This window comes from Myroides sp. 1354 (assembly GCF_030324495.1).
Taxonomy (GTDB): domain Bacteria; phylum Bacteroidota; class Bacteroidia; order Flavobacteriales; family Flavobacteriaceae; genus Flavobacterium.
This window is the reverse complement of record NZ_JACAGN010000004.1, coordinates 105,454-128,235: the sequence shown is the minus strand read 5'-3', so window position 1 is coordinate 128,235 and position 22,782 is coordinate 105,454. Positions and strand designations below refer to the sequence as shown.

15 protein-coding genes are annotated in these 22,782 nt (G+C 36.4%); 1 reads left to right on the top strand and 14 read right to left on the bottom strand.

The genetic code is table 11. The features are described 5' to 3' along the window. Positions 1-72: 72 nt before the first annotated feature. A complete protein-coding gene (locus HX004_RS06220; RefSeq protein WP_286441484.1) occupies positions 73-606 on the top strand; it encodes a GNAT family N-acetyltransferase in 534 nt (177 codons plus the stop codon). 78 nt (positions 607-684) lie between these two features. On the opposite strand, the gene HX004_RS06215 is transcribed toward HX004_RS06220, so the two are convergent. The 14 genes from HX004_RS06215 to HX004_RS06150 all read right to left on the bottom strand — a co-directional run bounded on the left by HX004_RS06215 (position 685) and on the right by HX004_RS06150 (position 22,731). Then, entirely contained in the window at positions 685-1,662 is a 978-nt protein-coding gene (locus HX004_RS06215; RefSeq protein ID WP_286441483.1) for a quinone oxidoreductase family protein, read from the bottom strand. A gap of 70 nt (positions 1,663-1,732) precedes the next feature. After that, complete coding sequence (locus tag HX004_RS06210; protein ID WP_286441482.1) at positions 1,733-2,305, bottom strand: Crp/Fnr family transcriptional regulator; 573 nt, start codon at positions 2,303-2,305, stop codon at positions 1,733-1,735. 148 nt (positions 2,306-2,453) lie between these two features. Further along, on the bottom strand, positions 2,454-3,104 hold the full coding sequence (locus HX004_RS06205; protein WP_286441480.1) for an NAD(P)-dependent oxidoreductase: 651 nt from the start codon (positions 3,102-3,104) through the stop codon (positions 2,454-2,456). An 84-nt stretch (positions 3,105-3,188) separates the two neighbouring features. Next, a complete protein-coding gene (locus HX004_RS06200; RefSeq protein WP_286441479.1) occupies positions 3,189-4,049 on the bottom strand; it encodes an AraC family transcriptional regulator in 861 nt (286 codons plus the stop codon). Between the two features lie 169 nt (positions 4,050-4,218). Next, positions 4,219-5,178 carry a hypothetical protein gene (locus tag HX004_RS06195; protein ID WP_286441478.1) on the bottom strand — a complete coding sequence of 320 codons (960 nt, stop codon included), beginning with the start codon at positions 5,176-5,178 and terminating at the stop codon, positions 4,219-4,221. A gap of 162 nt (positions 5,179-5,340) precedes the next feature. After that, the gene (locus HX004_RS06190; protein WP_286441477.1) at positions 5,341-6,300 is read right to left on the bottom strand and encodes a hypothetical protein; all 960 of its coding nucleotides are present in this window, start codon (positions 6,298-6,300) and stop codon (positions 5,341-5,343) included. Then, positions 6,300-9,149 (bottom strand): hypothetical protein, encoded by a 2,850-nt coding sequence (locus HX004_RS06185; protein WP_286441476.1) that lies wholly within the window; start codon positions 9,147-9,149, stop codon positions 6,300-6,302. Before HX004_RS06185 ends, HX004_RS06190 begins: the two co-directional genes overlap by 1 nt. Beyond that, positions 9,136-9,609 (bottom strand): DUF4280 domain-containing protein, encoded by a 474-nt coding sequence (locus HX004_RS06180; protein WP_286441475.1) that lies wholly within the window; start codon positions 9,607-9,609, stop codon positions 9,136-9,138. Before HX004_RS06180 ends, HX004_RS06185 begins: the two co-directional genes overlap by 14 nt. Beyond that, a complete protein-coding gene (locus HX004_RS06175; RefSeq protein WP_286441474.1) occupies positions 9,609-10,391 on the bottom strand; it encodes a hypothetical protein in 783 nt (260 codons plus the stop codon). Before HX004_RS06175 ends, HX004_RS06180 begins: the two co-directional genes overlap by 1 nt. After that, on the bottom strand, positions 10,388-10,597 hold the full coding sequence (locus tag HX004_RS06170; RefSeq protein WP_286441473.1) for a hypothetical protein: 210 nt from the start codon (positions 10,595-10,597) through the stop codon (positions 10,388-10,390). The genes HX004_RS06175 and HX004_RS06170 overlap by 4 nt, the downstream gene beginning before the upstream one ends. A 2-nt stretch (positions 10,598-10,599) precedes the next feature. Further along, positions 10,600-12,657, bottom strand: a complete 2,058-nt coding sequence (locus tag HX004_RS06165; protein WP_286441472.1) for a type VI secretion system Vgr family protein — start codon at positions 12,655-12,657, stop codon at positions 10,600-10,602. Between the two features lie 420 nt (positions 12,658-13,077). After that, positions 13,078-13,563 (bottom strand): lipocalin family protein, encoded by a 486-nt coding sequence (locus HX004_RS06160; protein WP_286441471.1) that lies wholly within the window; start codon positions 13,561-13,563, stop codon positions 13,078-13,080. 161 nt (positions 13,564-13,724) lie between these two features. Beyond that, positions 13,725-14,585, bottom strand: a complete 861-nt coding sequence (locus tag HX004_RS06155) for an outer membrane beta-barrel protein (protein WP_286441470.1) — start codon at positions 14,583-14,585, stop codon at positions 13,725-13,727. A gap of 76 nt (positions 14,586-14,661) precedes the next feature. Beyond that, positions 14,662-22,731, bottom strand: coding sequence for a GEVED domain-containing protein (locus HX004_RS06150; protein WP_286441469.1), 8,070 nt, complete (start codon positions 22,729-22,731; stop codon positions 14,662-14,664). Positions 22,732-22,782 lie beyond the last annotated feature (51 nt).

The following is a 22,782-nucleotide window of genomic DNA, read 5'->3' as shown; positions in this document are numbered from 1 at the left end:
ATAGGGAATTAATCGAAATTTATAAATCTAAAAAACGTATTTTTATAACATAGTTAGTCCAAAAGATAATACATGAAACCTCAATTAGAAACAGAACGATTAGTTTTAAATCAACCGCTTGATACCGATATTCCTGTGTTGGTGGAAATCATGAAAAACCCAATATACCACAAGAATACAACCAATATTCCCTTTCCTTATACCGAAGCTAGTGCAGCTTTTTGGGTGGAATTGGCCGCTCAAGGTTTGCTAAATACAAATGCTTATATTTTTGCTATACGCTTAAAAAACGCATCTAAAATTATAGGAGGAATTGGTTTGGGTATTGACAAGATGAACCATAAAGCTGAACTAGGTTATTGGCTAGATGAAACGTATTGGAATCAAGGATTAATAACAGAAGCTGCAAAGGAGATCCTAAACTTTGGTTTTGAACAACTTAACCTCAAGCGAATATTTGCTTCTCATTTTGATTCTAATAAAGCTTCTGGAAAAATAATGCAGAACATTGGCATGAAAAAAGAAGGTTTACTCCAAGCTTATACGTTTAAAGAAGGGAAGTACATCGATCATGTTTTATATGCAAGTATAAATCCTAATCTGTAAGGATACAGTACTAGTAGAATTAAAAAAAATGCACTAGAAATATAGAGCGAATATTTAAGAGATATTCGCTCTTTATCCTTAATCAAGGATAAAAACTAAACGTTCTCCACTTGACAAAGGGGTATTCCAAACCTGTTCGATATTTTTCCAAGAATGACAAATGGTTTGGAGCTTTAACTTTCCTTCAGCCGCTAAAGTGAATGCCTCAGGAAGTAACTCTTTAAAAAAACGCTGCATTTCCACTTCTGTCCAACTGCCGATCCCCGACCCTAATAAATGAATATCGGTTCCTCTTAAAATAGAAGAAGACACTTCCATTCGATCTCCTGACATGGCTCCAACATTGACGAATTTTGTTTTGTATTGGTAGGAGCCATTTCCTTTTAAAGCCGTTAAAATAGTAGAAGCACTCTCGCCCCATACATAATCGATAACTAAATCGATAGGCGTTTGCTGGTGAATTTGACGAATGGATTGAATGAATTGATCTGGATTTTCGGCAAGCGACATGATCTGATCGGCACCTAATGCGTGGAGTTGATTTAAACTTTCTTTATTTCTACCTGTTGCAATAATTGTACTAGCTCCATAATGGCGTGCCATTTGTATTGCTATTTGACCAGTTACACCTGTTGCTCCATGGATTAAAACAACATCTCCTTTTTTTAGGTTTCCACGCACCAACATGGCCATAACAGACCCTAACAAAGCATTAGGTAGTGCTGCTGCTAAAGCCAAATCAATTCCTTTAGGCAAAGGAACAAGTCGATCTTGAGGAACAACGGCATAGTCACTAAGCATTCCTTTTAATCCAAAACCATAGGCTAAACTACCGTCAGATAGTTCACCTATTCCATCCGTGCCAACAACAAAAGGCACAAAGGGCTTATTGGTAACTGAATAATGTTGTCCTGATGCTATAGCACGATCTAAATTTTTAATGGATACTGCCTTTACTTTAAGTAATACTTCAAGGGGTGATTGAATAATAGTCTCTTTATAATCCGTTACATATACAGGATCTATCCCTTTATCTTTTACAATAATAGCTTTCATTTTACTTTTTTTAGTGTATTGTAAAAGTAAGGTCTCACTTCATTTTAGAGCGATAACATTTGTTATCAAATTACAATCGCATTAATTTGCTTTTAATGCGACTAAGGTGAACTTTAGAAATTCCGATATAAGAAGCAAGATAATGCTGAGGAATGCGCTGAATTAATTCTGGTCTTGTCTCGCGAAGTTTAAGATAGCGTTCTTCAGGTGTTGATTGAACGAAAGAAAGACTATGGTTTACATAATCAAAAGTACGTTGAAAAATAACATCAATGAATAAATCTCTATATATGGGTTGGGTCAATGATTCTTCTAATAGGGATTGAATATCCTTTTTTTCTGCTTCCCATACCTCTGTAGATTCAATAGTTTCTAAAGTAAATTTACTAGGAGTTCCCTGCCAAAAACTCTCAATGGAAGAAACTAAACTGTTTTCCAAAAAAAACTGAAAGGTAATTTCTTGTCCTTCTTTATTCATCCAAACACGCATACACCCTTTTTTAATCCAAAATACTTTATGAGCAACTTGGCCTTCTTCCAAAAGTATCGTCTTTGGATTATAAGAGGTTGCTTTAAAATAAGGACGATACAAGTCTATAAAGGCTTGACTTATAACTGATTTTTGATCAAAACGTTCAAACATAGGGAATGATAGGATTTAACTAGAGCAAATTAAATCTTTTTTTTCTAAGAACATACTGTATTAAATCTTTAAATAGCTAATGAAAAATAGAGCCATGAGTTTGATTATAAAATCAAACTCATGGCTCTTATTTAGTAACAAAATTGTATTAATAGGCAATTGTAAAGCGTTCTTGGTGATGTTGTGGGGTTTCAAATTCATCTAACATTGCTTTGGCATAATCTTCTACTGAAATTTTACTTTCTCCTTGTGGATCAACGAGTAAGTCGTCTTTCCCTAATCGATATACGCCTGTTCTCTGTCCTGGTTCTAAATGAGCCGCGGGCGAAAAGAAAATCCAGTCGATGTTTTTTTCATTCACAAGCGTATCTAAGTAAAACTCTCCTAGCGATTTTACACCTGGCATAATCGCTTCTGGAATCGCACCTGAATCTACTACGCGTAAACCTGGTTTTACGAATAAAGTACCTGCTCCCCCTACAAGAAGTAAACGCTCTACTCCTGCTTGTTTGACTCCTTCTAAAATAAGCGGATATATTGTTAAGGTTTCTTCATATATATTAGGGTTTGACCACCCAGGATTATAAGCACTAATTACGGCGTCTTTTCCTTTACTCCATGTTGCTACTTGTTCAGCAGAGGTAATCGTACCTTCTACAACTTCTAAATTGGGATGTTGAATCGCAATTTTATTTGCATTTCGCACAATCGCGCTTACCTTAATATTTCTACTTAAGGCCTCTTTTAAAAGAGCAGTTCCTACAAATCCACTTGCTCCAATTAATAAAATATTTTTCATCTTTTATTTTTTTAAATTAACTGAAACAAAGGTAGATTAGAATTCCACAAAGGAAATAATACATTACCGCCAAAAGAAGGTAAATTACAGCTGTTTCTGCTGTTGTTGACTTTCTCGAAATACTTGAGGCGTAAGTTGAGTATGCTTGCGAAAATACTTAATAAAATTGGTAGGTTCTTCGAATCCCAATATAAAACTCAATTCTTTGACAGATAAAGAACTATAACTCAATAAACGCTTGGCTTCTAAAACTACGCGTGTATCAATACAGACTTTCGGAGTTAATCCAGTTCGCTGCTTGATTTCTTGGGTTAATTTTTTTTCTGATATTCCCAGCAATGATGCGTAGTAATTGACATTTCGATTGATCTTGAAATGTGATTCAACAGCTTGATAGAAGGATTGAATCTGTAGATTTGTTGGTATTAAATGCGTAGGTTTTACTCGCCTTTCTGCTTCTAATAGCACTATTCTCAAATAATTTTGAGCAATAGCCAATTGAAAAGAATCTTTCTCCTTTTCTAATTCTTTTTCTAAGAGAAGAAACAACGGTTCAATCATACAAGCCGACAGCTTTACAATTTTGTTGCTATTGACTAAGCTTAGAATTTCAGCTGTATGCAAAAAATGTGCATCTTCCTCTGTGCGTGTAAAGAAATTAGCTGTAAATAAAACTAACCGACCCGTATATGTTGCATGAACATCAAATTGACAAACTTGACCAGCAGTAATTATAAGTAGTTCATTGGCTTCTATTGTTGTTAATTCAAAATCAATACGACAACGAAGACTACCTGTTTTAATCCATATCATTTGGAAAAATTCAGCTTGATGTGGTTTGCCTAAGATATGAGGTAAATCTCGCATAAAAAGGAGATCCTTCACCTCAATTTCAACGGGTAAAGGATTAAAAGTATACGTTTTGATGGCTCCTGTTGTATTCATTCGTACAAATTACAATTTGTATAACAAATAACCATAAATTATTTAATAAAAAGGATACACAAAAGATCTCAACTCTATTTGTTTTCACACCTGTTGAATCTGTACCTCAATACACAATTTCTCTTGGAATTTTATTAAAAAACCGATCAACCATTAACCAACCACATCTTTAGCGAATCACTTCTAAAGGAGCCCCAGGTTTAGGACGGTGAAGAAACATATAGTATTGAACCGCATTTCCATCTTCATCCTCTCGTATTAAAGCTGAATAATTTAGGTAATATTTATCGTCTATCTTCGCTAATTTGACCAAACGTCCATTGCCGTACAACTTCATCACATAGCCCGAAAAAAGAAAGGGACGCTCGTCATTGACGTCTTTGATCCATTCATCAATAATTTTTTGAGCTTTCCATGCTTTATTGCTATAATAACATTGAGCGATATCTTTTCTTCGCTTATAATATTTAGCTGCTAATCCATTGACGTCTCTTGTTGTTTCGTAAAGGGCAATCATCTCTTTGTAAAAAGCTTCTACCTCTTGAAACAAAGCCCCTTCATCTTCTTGAGATAGGTCTACACTCTGCTGCCATCCGATGATATCATTTTCATAAGGAACAAGTGGTGCTTCAAAGTGGAGCTTAATCTCATAAGTGGGAACTTCTCCTTTTAAAGCAGGCAGTTCATATCGGAACACTTCTTTGAAATCGGCTGTTTTCTCTCTACCATAATCTCCGTATTCTACGGCTAATTTGAGTTCGGCTAAAGCTAGGTCAATGGAAGCAGACATATTAAATTCCTCATTTACTGGAGGAGTCATGCGTACTGTAATGCTCTGTTGGCCTGCTTGTAAAATGGCTTCATTAATAGGAATAGACCCCGTAAGAGCCCCTGGGTCATAATTAATAAAAACAGGAAAATCATTGACTAAGAGTTCAAAGGTGTAATTCGCAGCTTTTTCGATGTGGAGGGTATAATCAGGATTGTAATCGTAAGTTTTTATAATCTTATAACTGTTTAATACATTTTGTACGTGTTCCATCGTCATAATATCTTCTTTGTTTACTTTTTTTTGGGCGCAGCTAGTTAAACTCAGCAAGGCCATACATAGGATACTTATTTTATTCATTACAGTAGATTTATATAGTGTTTGGGGGTCGTATGGGTATAGGCTCCAAAGTGTATCGATACTTTGTATTCGATAAATCTCCTCTGCCTTTTGATTGAAGCGGTAAAAGCGGTAAACCGCAAACGTAAACCACTAACTATCAGTTATTAACCAACCACACCTTTAGCGAATCACTTCTAAAGGAGCCCCAGGTTTAGGACGGTGAAGAAACATATAGTATTGCACTGCTTCACCATCTTTACCTTCTCTTAAGAGAGCAGATAAATTAAAATAGTATTTGTCGTCCATCTTCGCTAATTTGACTAATCGTCCATTGCCGTACAGCTTCATCACATAGCCCGAAAAAAGAAAGGGACGCTCGTCATTGACATCTTTGATCCATTCATCAATAAACTGCTGTAGTTCCCACTCTTTAATACTATAATAACATTGGGATAATTCCACGGCTCTTCTATAATATTTAGTTGCTAATCCATTGACGTCTCTTGTTGTTTCATAAAGGGCAATCATCTCTTTGTAAAAAGTTTCTACCTCTTGAAACAAAGCCGCTTGATCTTCTTGAGATAGGTCTACACTCTCTTTCCATCCCGTGACATCATGCTCATAAGGAACAAGTGGTGCTTCAAAGTGGAGCTTAATCTCATAAGTAGGAACTTCTCCTTTTAAAGCAGGCAGTTCATATCGAAACACTTCTTTGAAGTCAGCCGTTTTCTCTCTGTCGTAATCTCCGTATTCTACGGCTAATTTGAGTTCGGCTAAAGCTAGGTCAATGGAAGCAGCCATATTGAATTCCTCATTTACTGGAGGAGTCATGCGTACTGTAATGGTCTGTTGGCCTGCTTGTAAAATGGCTTCATTAATAGGAATAGACCCCGTAAGAGCTCCAGGGTCATAATTAATAAAAACGGGAAAATCATTGACTAAGAGCTCAAAGGTGTAATTCGCGGCTTTTTCAATGTGGAGGGTATATTCCGGATTGTAATCGTAAGTTTTTAATTGTTTATGGCTATTAATTAAGTTTTGTACGTGTTCCATGGTTATAATATCTTCTTTGTTTACTTTTTTTTGGGCGCAGCTAGTTAAACTCAGCAAGGCCATACATAGGATACTTATTTTATTCATTACAGTAGATTTAAATAGTGTTTGGGGGTCGTATGGGTATAGGCTCCAAAGTGGATCGATACTTTGTATTCTATTTCGGGGACGGTCTTTTTTTGCTTCTTTGTTATTTTATCTTTTTTTACTTTAACCTCCAACGTAGCAGAAAACTCCAAATGGATCCCTTCAAATTCCAAGGTTTTTTGGGTGTATACTCCATAGGCATCACAGCCAAAGGAATCAATCATGCCCAGGCCAATTTTCCCACTTCCGATGATATTTAAATCGAGTAGCACGCCAAAGCGCAATACTTTTAAGGTTTTGGCGATTCGAATTTTAAGTTGTAATTCCACGGTTAATGCTGTTTTGCCTTTTGCCTGGATGTTTTTAAAACCAGCGAGCATATTGTGTTGCCAATCAATTTCAGTTTCAATGCGCCCTGTAACAGTAAAGTTTAATTCTACAGCGCTCGTATCGTCCAATAAAATGGACATCAAGGCATCAATAGATTTCAAAATAGCATAGGCAATAGGGTGTTTTCGACAGAGCAATTCTAGCAAATCCCATTGTAAGGCAATACCAACAAGGGGTTTTGCTTGTAGATTGAGATCAATTGCCAAGCCTTGTTGTCCTGCTAGAGCTGGGTGTATAATGGGGTCTATGGCTTCATAAAACCAAGAAGCAACAAGGGCTATTTTCGGATAAAGTAGCTTGTAGGTCAACGGTTTTCTATTCAGCTTTAGCCTCAATTGCTCAATACTTACAATATCTTTCCCTTCAAAGGGCTTGACATCGTGCTCTCCTTCAATGGTTGATAGTATTTCAAACACAAATAGCATCGTATCCAATCTTTCGATCAAGGAATGGATAAAATCTGTGCCAAATTCGTTTTTTTCTTCTCCACCATAGTGCTCCTCAGCCAATGACAAAGAAAACTGATCAAAAAGTTGCAATAGCCCTCCAAGTTCTCCCTCTTCGACAACCGTTAGATCCTCCACTTTTTTGTTTTTTTTCTTGAGGCTGTATTTTCTTCTGGCTGTATCTAAGGTTTTATTTTTAATTTTCTTGAGTTGATTGTTTTTATTTAAATGATCAACCTCTTTTTGATTGGCTTTTTCTTTTAACTCTTGGGTGCTTTTATCTAGGGATTCAAAAATTTGTACTGGTGCTTTTAGCCCTCTAGTGTTTAAGGCTTCTAAATCTGTTTTTTGAACATTAAAACCAAATTTTAACGTCCATTTGATGTCGGGATATAGGGTGATTTTAATGTTGCGTTCAAAGGCACAACTCGATACTTTGAGCTGAATTTCTTGTAACTTATGACTTAAATCGGGAAGCCAAAAATACTGCATGGCACGTTCAAACTTACTAACGGAGAAACTAGGCTCTGCTAGGTTGGGTATTTCATAACCAAAAAAGACATCTAATTCAACTGTGGATTCCCCTAAAATAATTCTCCCCTCTTCTGTTTTTCTGGCGTTTGTGATAAAAGAGGTTGGACTCCACGTATAAGAAAATAAGGTTGTTTTATTTGTTCCTGTAAAGCGTATAGGTGCTTCTTTTTTGGCAGGGGCTAAACTCCCTCCTCCATTCACGTCATAACAATAAGCCGGAGGAAGTGTGAGGAGTTCTATTCTGTTCTTCGGTGTATGTTTTTGTATTGTATTCTCACAAGACAAAGTATCAAATTCCTCCAAACTAATTACATAGGTTTCCTTTTTTCCTGTAATAATATCTAAGGGAATCGGATTGCGTCCGATTGTCGTATAATCCATAGAGTTGAAAATAGTAATCCCCTTTTGCTGATCCTTTTTTCTACTGGTAATTTTATCAAATCGACACGGATTAAAACGTTGAAAATTGACTTCCTCTTCTCCAACGAGGACAGCCTTATTTCCCGTGTAAAATAGGTTTGATGTAGTCGTAAAAATGTCTGTCAAAAAACCATGCGCTTTAAAACTGATATAATCCAATGCTTTTTTGTGTTTTATTTTAGCATAAATCTCTATTTCATCTTCTCCTGCAAATTGTGGTGCACGCCAAAAGGGATCAATGAAAATCTCCATTCGCACTTTTTGTACTTGGACTTTTTTTTCTTCTATTATCTCCTGTTCTCCTTGATTTACAACAACTTTAGTTAGGAGAATTTCTCCTGTTTGAGCATAAGAAGGAATGGCGGTAACTTCTTCATCATAGGTGTTAACGATACGCTTAAATACCTTGAGTTCTTCATCCAAAGGCATGGGAGGAATGACTAGGGAATCCGAATCAAGCTTACGTTCAAAGGGAGGCAACTCATCATCCGTTAGAAAAGGACCATCGTCATCCATTAATTTGATGGTCAATTCTTGTTTATACAACCCTTGGGTATAAATATGTAAAAATACTTTGGACCCAAAGGGGACCTTAGTTGTTGGAGTGATAGGAACAAGACTTCCAGTTTCCTCGTATTGCTCCCATTTAATCCCCAATATTTTAGGAATTCCTAGGGCTTGTACTAGTAGACCTACAGCAGGAGAGTTTGCGGGTTTATGACCTTTTCGAAAGGCCTCAATGTAAACAGCTCCTCCTCCTTCAAGAAAAGCAGGAAACTTAAATCTTTTTTCGACTAAACCTTCACCCAAGGACTGGACGTAATCATAGGGTTGAAATTGCAACACTTGTTCTACGGTATAAAAAAGCCATACGACATCTTTGTATTCCGCTAGTAAAGCTTGCTTGTCTATACCATTTTCTTGACTCCTCTGTTCATATTCTTCAATAATAACATCAAGCACACCTGCTTTTTCCAAGGTTATGGAGCCATTTTCATAGGAAATTATATTAGCGTCTTGCGTCTTTAATTTTATTTTCAGTGAATTACTCAGATGCATTGTACAATTTTTTAGGTTGATGCTCTAAATCTAAATCGACAAATGGGGATAATTCCATCAAAACTTCTTGATTGCTTTGGGCTTGATTTTGTACAGTAATTTCAACTGTCTGCCCATGAAAGTCTATAACAATACAATCAGGACCTCCAATAAGACATGTTGCTTTGCTATTTTCCAATAAAGGATAACCTTTGTTTTCTTCAACCTTTATTTTATCGTAAATCCCACTCCAATCCGTAACCATGACTTGACAAGGTTTATTGTTCATTTGGGCACAACTTCCAAAGCTATTGTGTCTAAATACAGCTCCTACTTCTTGGTTCGTTGCAAGCCGTTTTTCTTTTTCTTCTTTTTCGTTGATATAGTGTTTGGACTGCGTTTTAATTTGCAAAGTGTCCGGTATAGTTCCAAACTTACATTGGCAAATGGCGCCTTGACAGACGAAGTGTTGTTTACTCATTATTGGCGTGCTTTTAGTTCAAATAATTCAAATTCAATTTTAGATGCTATCTCTTGTTCAAAAGAGGTCATCTTAGCGATAATTGAGAAGATTTCGTGCGTATCCTGATGGAGTTTATATTGTATGCGTATTTCTCCCTCTTGTTGAAGCGCATCTCCTAGCTTCCCCCTTACCTTTCCTTCAATAATCAGCTCAATTTTATGGTCGAGCGTATAGTTAGAAGATACTGTACATGTGGTTTGATAGGTTACAAACCGCTTCATAGAGGAGAAATAAATAGAGAGTAAAAACTTTGTTTCTTGTTCACTAGAAAACGTTTGATAAATAGGCAAAAAGAAGAAACGATAAAATAGATTGCGTTTAAAATCATCTTGCCTAAGATTCAACTGTTCAACTGAAACATTAATATGTTCTAAAACAGCATCACTTGTGGCTCCTTGATAATATTGTTTTAGCATCGGAAAAATAAGCCTTCTCCATCGTTGTTTAATTTCAGCACTATTGGCTATTTGATTTAAACCTCCATGGGGTTTATACGTCACGACTATGGGGTATAATCCACGATTAACTTTCTGAACTAGTTCGTCCAGAGGTTGGTTTATTTCTTTGTTACCGACAAATACTTGTTCCTGTCTTAACTCTATTTTATCTTGATTTCGATTTACCTGCATGATGTACTTCATATCGAGGGAACTTGGATCCATGCGCTGTTGGATGCCATATTTTTTACAAGAATTTAGTTGAGGAAGATGCAGTGTTTGACTGGGAAATACCTGCCTCATTTATCAATCGCAATTGTAGTTGGAACAAAAACCAAATCTATCTCTTCTAAAACTGTATCTTCTTCGGGTTGACCGAATACAATACCTTCATCTGCTGTAAAATCAGTATGAAGTCCAGCTTGAGCAATAAAATCATGTGTATACACTGTCCAACTTTGCTCTACTGTTGTATTATACTCCCCTTTAACTGTTCGAATTATTGCCATTTTTAGTATAAATTAGATTTTTCACCACTATTGTTTTTAAAGGTTCCTTTAGCATGAATAATATTGTTTTCTTCAGCGATTATTTGCCTAATTTTAGCGCTTTCTACAACTTCTTTAGCCTTTGTTTTTCTATTGCCTTTGACAAATTCAACTAAATTTCCCACGACTTGGAGAACTAGATTGGCGCCAACGTGTACGTTTTTCATCAAACCTACTTGCTCTGTGCTGTGCATGCCTATAGTGTCATGTTTATTCCCTCCTACTGTAGTTGTCATCGTATCTGCGACTTGAATCGTTAAGTTTTTGCTATTTAATGCAAGTGTTCCTGCTGAAGTAACGGTGATATTTTGATTTCCATCCATTACCCAGGTACTGCCCGAAGCGTCTTTAATGGTTATACTCCCCTTGTGGTCCTCATCATCAACGCGAATAGTGCACCCACTACGAGTTGTCCAAGTTTTGATTCGATTATTTGTTTCTCCACCTCTGCCGTTTTCCCCGTGAAATAAACTCCCCATAACATAGGGACGGTCTGGATGATTGCCTATAAAGCCAACAACTACTTGATCGCCAATCTCAGGAATAGAAACAAATCCTCGGTTTACATTTACTTGATCACTACTACCCGCATCGGGAGTCATAATGCGAATGAATTCCGTTTGTTCGTCTGTATTTTGCCAGGGAAATTGAACTTGTACACGCCCTTTGTTCAAGGGGTCTGCATTATTTTTGACTGTTGCGATTTGCTGTTCGACAAGGGGAACTTGAAAATCGACACTTGGAATACATCGTGTTTCTGCATCTACAGCTTCAAAATAGCCTTTGTACTTTCCTAAAGTGTCTACTTCATGCTTGATTGATGTAATCATTAAAGTGGTAAAATGACTACTGTTTTTCGTATTAGCTTCTAGCATAGCTAATTGAACAATGCATCCAGGATATAAGAACGGAAGGGTCGTTGTGCCTGTGGTTACAAATACTTGCATTCCATTACTTCCAATAATACTGCGTTCTATATCTGTTATATCTTGATGCGTTGATGCTTTTTTGGGAGCAAGCTGTAGAGAAGGGCTTGTATATGTCTTTTTTGATTTATGATAAGCAACTTTTGCTAGTGTTCCTTTACTTTTTAAATCAACATTCCCCCCCGCACTGAGATACTCATTGTTCAAACTGTTGTATCCATAAAATTGACGATTGACATGGCGGATATTCATCTGTATTTGTATATTTTCAACATCTCGTCCATAAACCAAATGGATAGGTTTCTCACCTATAGATAGGTCCCCAAAATGCAATACATCACCATCGTAATAGAATTGTTTGTCGTACGCTTCAGCCAAACGTGCAAGAAAGTTATACTGTGTTTCATTGTACTGACAAATGTAGGATAGATTAAAATTTTTGACCGATTCAATTTTATAGCGATACTTTCCTTTTTGTGCATACCCCTCCTCAAATATTTGATGTACAATAGCATTGAGGGTGATTGGATAGTCTCCTCCAAAACTTTGGATATGTGGTGCTCCATCTAATAAAATTGTAGGACTATAGCCTTTTAAAACAAGATTCCCTTTGCTTCCATGGGATTGTTCAAAATGAACAGAGGTAATTACTCCTGTAAAGTCTCTTTCGGGTTTATCCGCTATATTTTTAAAATTCATGCGAATCAATAAGCGTTTACCTAATAAATCTTGAGCTTCTTCTAGATGATAATCTTGTTCGATTGCTAAGGCATCATGATTCAAAACCAAAGTAAAAGTATGATGCCCATTCATCGTTTGATCTAAAGTCAAATCTTTATAATGGCGTAGTTTAATCCCTTCGCAAATTAGAGACACATCTACTAAATGATTTACTCCAGGAATAAAGTGACTTGCGATGGCATTTGCATTCTGAAGGGGATTTGTAGGGGGATAATTTTGATTTGTTGCGCTTATAGTATAAGAATCAATAGGCAAATCGCGGTGATTTGTTTCTAAGGTATTTTCACAGGATAGTATGTGGTCTCTCCTTGTTGTTGAGGCTGTATTTCTTCTTGATTTAAAATGCTCTTGCATATCGTAGTAGTTGGAGTTAGTCCCTTAAAAGTTAAGTTTTTAGATTATGTAATATTGGTCAAACATCTTTGCTATACTATCAATAATGTCTTTGAAAAGTATATTTACTTCTTAATAGATGTTTGTTTTATTTAATATTATCCTATTTTTAATACATATTAGTCAATAAAATCAATTAATAGACTAATTATAATTAAAAACAATGCCATTTTATTGATTTAAATAAAAAACAAAAAGTTCTGTTTTCTATACTTAAAATAAACAAGGATTATTTTCTAAAACATAAAAAAGAGTAACCTTTTGAGTTACTCTTTTTTTTATATAAAATAAAAAGAGGATATCATACCCTCTTTTTTGCTAAAGTATTGATGTGATTTTCAATACATTTTTATCTGAACTTATAAGAGTCAAACTCTTATATTAATTAACTGTACTTCCCTTCTTCTTATGTTTGGTTTGTACATAAGTTACTCCCTCAACAAAATCATCTGGCCCTGCGTTGTATTCAATGGTTAATGTTGAATCATCAACGTTAATAATCGTACTTTTTTTAAATTCAATTTCTTCCCCATCAACAATAGTAAATGTAATAGTGCGCTCTGATAAGGTATACGTACTTTCTTCAATATCTACTTGACAATTAGCCTCTTCTGACAACTTAAAAGGTGATCGACTAAAGAATGTAGTATTGTTAAACTCAACTTCATCAAAACCACATCCATCATTATCTGTAGCTTCTTCTCTTGCAATCACTTTTCTATCTTCATTTAAATAAAGCGTTTCTACTTCGACCCACTCTCCTTGAATGTCTTTTTTATAATTGTGAGAATTAGAATCATCACTAGAACAACTAATTGTTCCAATTCCCAATGCAACAAAAGCCGCTATTAGTAGTGTTTTTTTCATATCTAAATAATTTTATACTAATTTATATTAATTTTTAAATAAAACAAGACTGTTTTTTAGCTAAATACAATTCTGGTTTCTATAAAATTGAGAGTGAGTTTAAAAGGTAAAGCAGAATTGTTATTCTATTTTTACCTTTTTTTATATACTCTACATGCTAATTAAAGTCCCAAACCGTAGCGAAGTTGGATGCCTACACTATAATTTTTAAAAACGGCTTTAGAACTTTGTTGAATACTATTGTATTCTAATGGTTCTAGAGGATTGGTCGTATAGCCAATTAGTTGTTCTTTTGTCTGACTCACTGAGGGCTTTTGATTATTTAATCCCAAATCGAAATAAGCCCCTACATACAACTGCTGGTTTTCTTTTAAGTTGTGTCTAACCCCCACTTCGGCAATCCATGCCCAGCGATCTTTTAAATCTAAATCAGGTTTATACTCCACTTGATCGTAAGAACCAAAACCAGCAAATGTAGGTCCTTCTAAAACTAAATTATACTGAGGAAAATATCCTTCTGTTTTTAATTGGTTCCAAGAAAGGGTTGATTTACTGCTCATGACCAAAGATAATTGTACTCCTGTACGGGCATACAATGCTGTTTCCCCTTCTCCAATATATTGAATAGTTAAAGGAATAGTAAGTTGATTGACTTTCCATTCTTCTTTATAACTTTTACCTTCAAAACTAAAAATGAATTTCTCATTTTCTATATCCATCTGTTCATATTTCCCTTGTAAGTTTGAGGCATTGTAATCCACGGTTTGCATTGCATACTGAGCCCCTATACCTACACTCCATTTTCTATGTAAGAAATAATCATATTGCAAACCCATTGCAGTATTAAATTTCAAATCACTTGAAAATTGATTGGGAAGATCTCCATAGCCTTTCATTACTCCTGCTTTCACACTTACGCCTACTTCATGTTTGGAATAATAATACGGACTGTATTGGGCCGTTGCTTGATAAGAACCTCCGAGGAGAAGTCCTAGAATAATAAGGCGATTATATTTTTTCATTTTTACAGTTTTTAAGACCTACTTCCAAAGGAGTAAGGTTCTAAATAAGAACCTTACTCTGTGGAAAGTAAATAGATTATTCTTTAACGATAAACTGAACGCTTTGTTCTCCATTCAATGTTTTCAATACTAAGAAATAAGAACCTGAAGCTACTGTCGTAGGGAGGTTTATACCTGCGCTTTCACCGTGAAATTCTCCACTTTGGATCAGCTGTCCTTTTACATCATAAATCACATACGTTGTTGATTGTTGTTGATCTTGATCTAGTCGAACATTCAGTATTTGATTCTTCTTCACTGGATTTGGATAAACACTTAACTCATTTTTCGTTGGTTCTTTAATGTAAATTGGACAACTCGTGATTTTCTTACCGTCATGTAAAGTAAGTTCAACGTGATAAGTTGCCCCAACCTCTAAGGCATCTCCAACATTATTCCCTGCAGAATAAGCTTGTCCTGTAGCTATCGCTTCTCCGTTTTTAAACCATTCATATGAAGTAAAAATATATCCTCCATTGGTTTGTTTATTATTATTTGCCAAGAGTACATTATTGTATTTTTGATAAACAATTTTATCTGCCGGAATACGCTTGTCTACAATGACTTTGTAAGTTTCAGTTGTACCATATACAGATTCAACTTTGATGATTTGCTCATATCTTCCGTATTCTGGAAGAGCTAAAACAAAGTGTTTTCCTGGGGAAACAATCGTTCCTTCCATCGTTTTAACTTCAATAGCAACACTGTTCTGTTTCGATTCGCAACCAATCACTACATATACCTCTTTTTCAACTCTACCATAGGATACCCCATCTACAATTAAATCGAGGATATCTACATTTTTACTTACCACTTCAATGGTACGAGATACCGGCACCGCGGCATTGTAATTCTCATTTCCAGCTTGACGGGCCGTAATCGTTACAAAACCTGTACGCAAGAAGTTTACAAATCCAGATTCACTAACAGTTGCTACTTCACGATCCTCTACAAAATCAATACTATACGAAACGGCTAATGACGAACTAGCTGTTGCTGTTAATTGTAACGTAGGCAACTCTTCTAACATCACTTGAGCTGGCGCTTCAAAATCAATGATTTGATCTCCTTTCTCAATAGTTAAAATTCCTTGTAAATTGATAGGCTCATAGTTTACACCAAAATCAACATGAGCAGTTACCTGATATTGTCCTACAGCTATTTTCTCATTGTTTGTATATGTAATCACTGCATCAGCTGGTACATTCCCTTGTACTGTAAGTGATTTCACTGTTCCATCATAGATGAAAGTACGCGATGGTAAAGACAATCCTGTAATAGCACCGCTAACAATTTCAAAATCAGCAGATACAAATGTATCAATCACATAATTTGTTCTTGAAGTTAAAGTTCCCAGTTGAATGCGGTACAATCCAATTGCCTCTCCTGGTTGACGGGTTAAACGTCCAGACATAACTTGCAACGGTTGTTCACCGCGTCGTAAACCTTCTACTGTATAGGTTAATAATGGATCAGTTTGACCAAATGTTTTACTTTGATTTTGATTTACGCGAACGGTAATGGAGGCAGGTTTAATTTCAAACTTACTATCATTAAGTACGAGGAAGGTATAATTACCTGATACCGTATTTAGACTGCCTTGTTCATATGAATATAAACCAACATTTTCACCAATAGTTCTCGATATCGTTCCACGCACTGTGGTTTCAGTCGTATCATTAAATTTAAAACCTGTAGCAGTAAAGGTAAATACTGGATCGATGGCTCCATATATTTTTGACATTCCCACCGTTGGTTGAATCGTTAAAATTGCAGGCGTAATGCTGAAATCATTTTGTTCATAAACTAAAGTATAGTTTACATTTAATAGATGCAAGCTTCCTTGATTTACAGTATAAACTCCTACATTTTCTCCTGTAACACGTGCCAACTGACCTCCTACAACTGGTGTATCATTAAATTTTACTCCTCTTAGTGTATAGGTTAATATTGGATCTGCATCTCCATAGACTTTTGTCAAGGCATTGGCAGACACATATAAGGTTGCTGTTGTAATTTCAAAAGTGGCTCCAATAAAGGTGATGTTGTAATTAGGACCTGCATATAAATTCGCTCGTTCAATTGGATAGATTCCAAGACCTTCTCCAGATTCTCTGCTAATTCCATTCACTACTATACTTGCGTCATCATCATATTTAAATCCTTCAACAGTATACGTAAGTGTTGGGTCTTCATCTCCATATTCTTTATGCTGATCATGATCTGCAGTAACTGTTAACATGGCTTTATTAACCGTTAGCGTAAAGGTTACATTTTCAGCAGGTAGATATTGAAAATCCCCCTCTTGTTTGGCAGTAATTCGAGTTGTTCCTGCTGCCTTAATAACGAATTGCCCATTTTCAAATGCCGCTACTTGTGGATTTTCAATGGTATAAGACAAAGGTAGTCCACTGTCTGATTCTCCATGTGTAAAGGCAGTATCACCGTAAGTTTTAACAAGATCATCAGCTGTAATTACCTGTCTATCTGTTGCTTCTAACGTAATAAATGTTACAGGACCATACCAAGTCCCACAAGGTTGTGCTTGAATATAAACATCATAAGTGGTATGGGCGCGTAAACTGCTAAATACATACGGATTTTCAACATCTGTTACTGTATGACCTTGTCCTCTTTCAAAGCCAGTTAGTCCATATTCTATAGTAAAAGCTGAAGCATCTGAAACAATATTTAAAGTAGCACCTTCTGTGGCATCTACATGTACTGTAGCATTGGTAATTACTTGATTCGGTATAACCGTAACCAAAACTTCCTCTCTTACTGATTTACAACCTGTTGCAAAAACCCAGTTGTAATAGCCCATATAATACGCTGAGTCATAGCTATTACCTGTAATAGAAGCAACTCTTGAAGTATAAGGATAAGATGCTCTACTTGTATTTCTTCGAATTCCACCTGACGGTAAACTATTTGATATTTTATAAGTCCCTGGGGCTAATTGAAGATTAATCGGAACTTCTTGTTTAACCGTTCCTCCTGTTCCTACTGTGGTATAATTGATTGTTCCAACTGTTGCAGAACCTGTTGTTCCCGTTTGTTTGAATACCATACTACCCGTAGCTCCGTTTGTATAGGGATAAATATCAATGGTCTTCAAAGTTGTAGCTTCTAAAATTGTGAAGTTTACATCCCAAGTACTAGTCGTCCAAGCATCTTGAGATGTACCTACAGCTGCCGCATTTAATGGTCCTGTACTAATATCTGATGTTCCAATAGAAGTTACTTCATACCAAAGAGAAGTACTTGCAGCAACATTCGTTGTATAACTATTACCTACATGTATAGGAGTAGTCGCACTACTTGAATTATACCAATTGACAATTCCTTCTGTAGCTACTTCCAAAGTAACATCACGAGAGCCACAAAAAGTTAGGTCTTCCTCATTTGTTACAAATTCATAATCAGGATAATTACACAAGGTTTTGAATACTTTTGGTGAACTCCAATCACTGTGTTCTGTAGGAGAACATACAGTCTGCACATAAACAGTGTATTCTGTTTCAGTATTTAAACCGGTTAATAGTAAAAACAAATCAGTCGTTGTAAAAGTATTAACTAAACCAGTAGCTTCTCCAGGTAAACCAGATGTGCGCAATTCTACTTTGTATTGTACATTCGTTGTATGACCAACTAGAGGTAATCCCCAGGTTAATCTAGCTGTTGTTTTACCTATTTGTGTTACTTCAAAATTGGATGGGAAATAACAAGAAGGCGGTGGTAAAATCTCAACTGCATAATCTTCTGTTTCCGAATAACTAGACGTTGTTGAACATGGGTTCAAATCAGCTCCATTTTTCGCATGATGGTATTGCACACGTAAACGATAAATACCTGGTGTAGTAGTAACAGGTACAGTAAATTCTGGGAAGTTCACCGTAGAGCTCGCACTAATTGTATTGGCAATTACAGCTACTTTTTCATTTGCATCAAATACCACATTTTGATTGAAGTCAATCCAAATCGCAGCTCCATGCGTACCACTTCCTGATCCACTCGTTAAAGAAGCTATATAAGAACTACCCGCTTGTAATTGTGCAGGAGCTACTGTATTAGCATAGTTCATATATCCACTTGTCCCCTCAGAAGCCGCAGAGTTATTATTTAAATTTCCAAGTTTAAAATTGCGAATTTCATCCGAATTATTAGAAGAACCCGTTGGAACACAATAAGCTAATGTGTTAAATCTAAAAGGACCTACCCATGAACTTACTCCATTAGTTCCACCACAATCTTGACGTACAAAGTAATCATAAGGTGTATCAATGGCTAATCCTGAAAGTGTACCTTGATTAGCAAATCCTGTAACCAAAGTACCTGCTGTTAATACATCAAATCCTCTAGGTCCCCATTTGATATCAAAAGCTGTACCTGAGCTAGTCCAATGAAGATCTGCACTTGTAGCCGTCTCATTTGAAACACCTAAAGCAGAAGGTCTTTCACAAGTACCTACAGGTAAAATTTGAACGGCATAATCTTCAATCTCAGCATTTACAGATGCAGCAGTACATGGATCTAAATCTGCTCCAGCTTTATTGTGTTGATATTGAACTCTCAATCGATAAATTCCGGGTTGTACCGTAGCTGGTACTGTAAATTCAGGGAAATTAACAGTTGCATTTGCAGTAATGGTATTCCCGATTACCGCAACTTTTTCATTTGCATCGAATACTAAATTATTATTGTAATCAATCCAGATTGCTGCACCGTGATTTCCACTCCCTGTACCACTGGTTAAAGAAGCTGTATAAGATCCTCCAGCTTCTAATTGTGCAGGAGCAACCGTTGCAGAATAATCTTTATATCCCGCCACACCTTCATTTGGTTCTGAATTATTATACAAATTACTCAACGTAAAGTTTCTAATCTCATCTGCGTTATTTGCTGAGCCTGCAGGAATACAATAGCCTGTTCTAAAAGCATAAGGCCCCACCCATGCGGTTACACCATCTGTACCACAATTGCGGCGAACGTAATAATCGTAATTCGTATCTCCAGTTAATCCAGTTAAAGTTCCACCATTGGCAAATCCACTTACTAACGTTCCCGCTGTTTCAACAGCAAAACCTCTAGCTCCCCATTTGATATCAAAGCTTGTTCCTGAACTTGTCCAAGATAAATCTGCGCTTACAAATGTCATATTATCTGCTTGCAATTCACTTGGTAAAGGACAAGCAGGCGGTGGTAAAATTTGAACGGCATAATCTTCTGTTTCAGAATAAATTGATGTTGCCGTACATGGATTTAAATCCTCTCCATTTTTACCTGTATGGTATTGAACTCTCAGGCGATAAAGACCGGGAACTACTGTTTCAGGTATAATAAAACTTGGAAAACTAACTGTTGCATTTGGGGTAATTGTATTACCAATAACAGCTACCTTTTCGTTCGCATCAAATATACCATTCTGATTATAGTCAATCCAAATAGCCGCTCCATGATTTCCAGTTCCAGGACCACTAGTCAAAGAGGCCACATGAGAAGCTCCTGCTTGCAATTGTGCTGGTGCAACAATAGCCGAATAATCTTTATAACCAGCTACACCATCTGAAGCTGTAGAACTATTATTTAAATTACCTAAAGTAAAATTTCTAATTTCATCCGAATTATTAGAAGATCCAGTAGGTATACAATATAAGGTCGTATTAAATATAAATGGACCTACCCATGAACTTACTCCATTAGTTCCACCACAATTTTGACGTACATAATAAGCATAATAGGTCCCAGGTGTTAATCCAGATAATGTACCTTGATTAGCAAATCCTGTAACTAAAGTACCCGCTGTTAATACATCAAATCCTCTAGGTCCCCATTTGATGTCAAAAGTTGTACCCGAACTTGTCCAATGAAGATTTGCACTTGTAGCCGTTTCATTCGAAACACCTAAAGCGGAAGGTCTTGCACAAGTACCTGCAGGTAAGATTTGAACCGCGTAATCTTCAATCTCAGCATTTGCAGATGAAGCAGTACATGAATCTAAATCTGCTCCAGCTTTGTTGTGTTGATATTGTACTCTTAATCGATAAATACCTGGTTGTACTGTAGTAGGTACTGTAAATTCAGGAAAATTAACTGTAGCATTTGCAGTAATAGTATTTCCTATTACCGCAACTTTTTCGTTTGCATCAAATACTAAATCATTATTGTAATCAATCCAGATAGCAGCACCGTGATTCCCACTTCCTGTACCACTGGTTAAGAATGCCATATATGATCCTCCTACTTCTAACTGTGCAGGAGCAACTGTTGCAGAATAATCTTTATAACCAGCTACACCTTCACTTGGATCTGAACTATTGCTCAAATTACTCAACGTAAAGTTTCTGATTTCATCTGCGTTATTTGACGAACCTGTAGGAATACAATAGCCCGTTCTAAAAGGGTAAGGCCCTACCCATGCAGTTACCCCATCTGTACCACAATCACGACGTACATAATAATCGTAATTCGTATCTGCTGTTAAGTTAGATAGTGTACTTCCATTGGCAAAACCAGTGACTAAAGTTCCTGCCGTTTCAACAGCAAAGCCTCTTGGCCCCCATTTGATATCAAAGGTTGTTCCCAAGCTATTCCAAGCTAAATCTGCACTTTGAAACGTCAAATTAGTTGCAGTTAATAAACTAGGTAATGCACAAGGGGGTGGCGGAAGAATTTGCACAGCATAATCTTCAATTTCTGAATATTGACTCGATGCCGCACAAGGATCTAAATCTGCCCCTGTTTTATTGTGATGATACTGAACTCTCAAGCGATAGATGCCTGGAGCCATTGTTTCTGGAATTGTATAACTTGGAAAATTGACGGTAGCACTTGCTCCAATTGTATTTCCAATGACAGCTATTTTTTCATTTGCATCAAATGCAAGATTATTGTTGTAATCAATCCAAATAGCCGCACCATGTGTACCAGATCCTGGTCCACTCGTCAAAGAAGCTATATACGCTACTCCTGCTTGCAGCTGTGCAGGTGCCACTGTGCCAGAATAATCCTTATATCCATTTACTCCATCTGAAGCTGTAGAACTATTATTTAAACTACCCAAGGTGAAATTTCTAATTTCATCTGAATTATTAGAAGATCCAGTAGGGATACAATAACCCGTTCTAAATTGGAAAGGCCCTGCCCATGCACTTACTCCATCAGTAGCTCCACAATCACGACGTACATAGTAATCGTAATTTGTATCTGCTGTTAAATTAGATAGTGTTCCTCCATTGGTAAAACCAGTGACTAAAGTTCCTGCCGAAGCAACGTTAAATCCTCTAGTTCCCCATTTAATATCAAAATTGTTCACTCCTCCACTAGTCCAAATAAGGTCCACACTTGTGGCAGTCAAGTTTTGAATTCCCAATCCATTAGGAGGTAAACAGGTTGGTGTTATTTCTCCAGATAAAGCAAAAATATTTAAGAATCCACTCGTTGAACTCGTTTTTGTAAAATCAACTTTCTGAATTACCTTATTTTGATTGGCTAAATCAATAGCAATAACAACTTGAAACAATTTGGGATTAGTCGTGTTATTGTCCGGATTTTCAGTACCTGTACGCGGTACCCTTCCAATTCCACGAATCGCAATTGCTGGCGTGCCTTGGTCGTACCAATCTGGAACAGACTGAGAAGCAAATGTTTGCGTTGTTGCGTCTGTAAACGTAATGGTTCCAGTAAAAGTTGACGGCGAACTCCCAGAAGTAGCTAAAATATATAACTTACTTAAGTTACTCGTTGTTTGAACCGCTAAAGTACCTGTACCATTATTCGCATTAATCTTTAAACTATTATTTTGATTATACGCAGCCAATTGGAACGTTAGTCCTGGCGTTGCTGTTGCAATGGTAGTAATTAATCCATTCGCAGGAAGACCTACGGTTGCACTAGGGTAATTAATACTCATAAAAGCATTATTAGCACCAGAGCTTGTTGCATCAACAGCGGCTGTCGTATGGGTAGACGCAGGTCTATCCTCTGCAATAACATCTTCATTGAAACCGGAGGTAACAACCAAAGGAGTATAATTCTGTCCTTTCGTTAGTTGAGCCGATAAAAGCATGAAGATCAAAAAGAACTTTAAAAGTAGTTTTTTATTCATAATCGTTTATTTGGTTACTTCGTTTAGTTGGTATACTGTGCATATAAATTA

Bases quoted from the DNA above. Each gene is read 5' to 3' on its own strand.
- HX004_RS06220 (WP_286441484.1), top strand. From the start codon at position 73: ATGAAACCTCAATTAGAAACAGAACGATTAGTTTTAAATCAACCGCTT.
- HX004_RS06190 (WP_286441477.1), bottom strand. From the start codon at position 6,300: ATGAATAAAATAAGTATCCTATGTATGGCCTTGCTGAGTTTAACTAGC.
- HX004_RS06160 (WP_286441471.1), bottom strand. From the start codon at position 13,563: ATGAAAAAAACACTACTAATAGCGGCTTTTGTTGCATTGGGAATTGGA.
- HX004_RS06215 (WP_286441483.1), bottom strand. From the start codon at position 1,662: ATGAAAGCTATTATTGTAAAAGATAAAGGGATAGATCCTGTATATGTA.
- HX004_RS06195 (WP_286441478.1), bottom strand. From the start codon at position 5,178: ATGAATAAAATAAGTATCCTATGTATGGCCTTGCTGAGTTTAACTAGC.
- HX004_RS06170 (WP_286441473.1), bottom strand. From the start codon at position 10,597: ATGGCAATAATTCGAACAGTTAAAGGGGAGTATAATACAACAGTAGAG.
- HX004_RS06180 (WP_286441475.1), bottom strand. From the start codon at position 9,609: ATGAGTAAACAACACTTCGTCTGTCAAGGCGCCATTTGCCAATGTAAG.
- HX004_RS06185 (WP_286441476.1), bottom strand. From the start codon at position 9,149: ATGCATCTGAGTAATTCACTGAAAATAAAATTAAAGACGCAAGACGCT.
- HX004_RS06200 (WP_286441479.1), bottom strand. From the start codon at position 4,049: ATGAATACAACAGGAGCCATCAAAACGTATACTTTTAATCCTTTACCC.
- HX004_RS06205 (WP_286441480.1), bottom strand. From the start codon at position 3,104: ATGAAAAATATTTTATTAATTGGAGCAAGTGGATTTGTAGGAACTGCT.
- HX004_RS06210 (WP_286441482.1), bottom strand. From the start codon at position 2,305: ATGTTTGAACGTTTTGATCAAAAATCAGTTATAAGTCAAGCCTTTATA.
- HX004_RS06150 (WP_286441469.1), bottom strand. From the start codon at position 22,731: ATGAATAAAAAACTACTTTTAAAGTTCTTTTTGATCTTCATGCTTTTA.
- HX004_RS06175 (WP_286441474.1), bottom strand. From the start codon at position 10,391: ATGAGGCAGGTATTTCCCAGTCAAACACTGCATCTTCCTCAACTAAAT.
- HX004_RS06155 (WP_286441470.1), bottom strand. From the start codon at position 14,585: ATGAAAAAATATAATCGCCTTATTATTCTAGGACTTCTCCTCGGAGGT.
- HX004_RS06165 (WP_286441472.1), bottom strand. From the start codon at position 12,657: ATGCAAGAGCATTTTAAATCAAGAAGAAATACAGCCTCAACAACAAGG.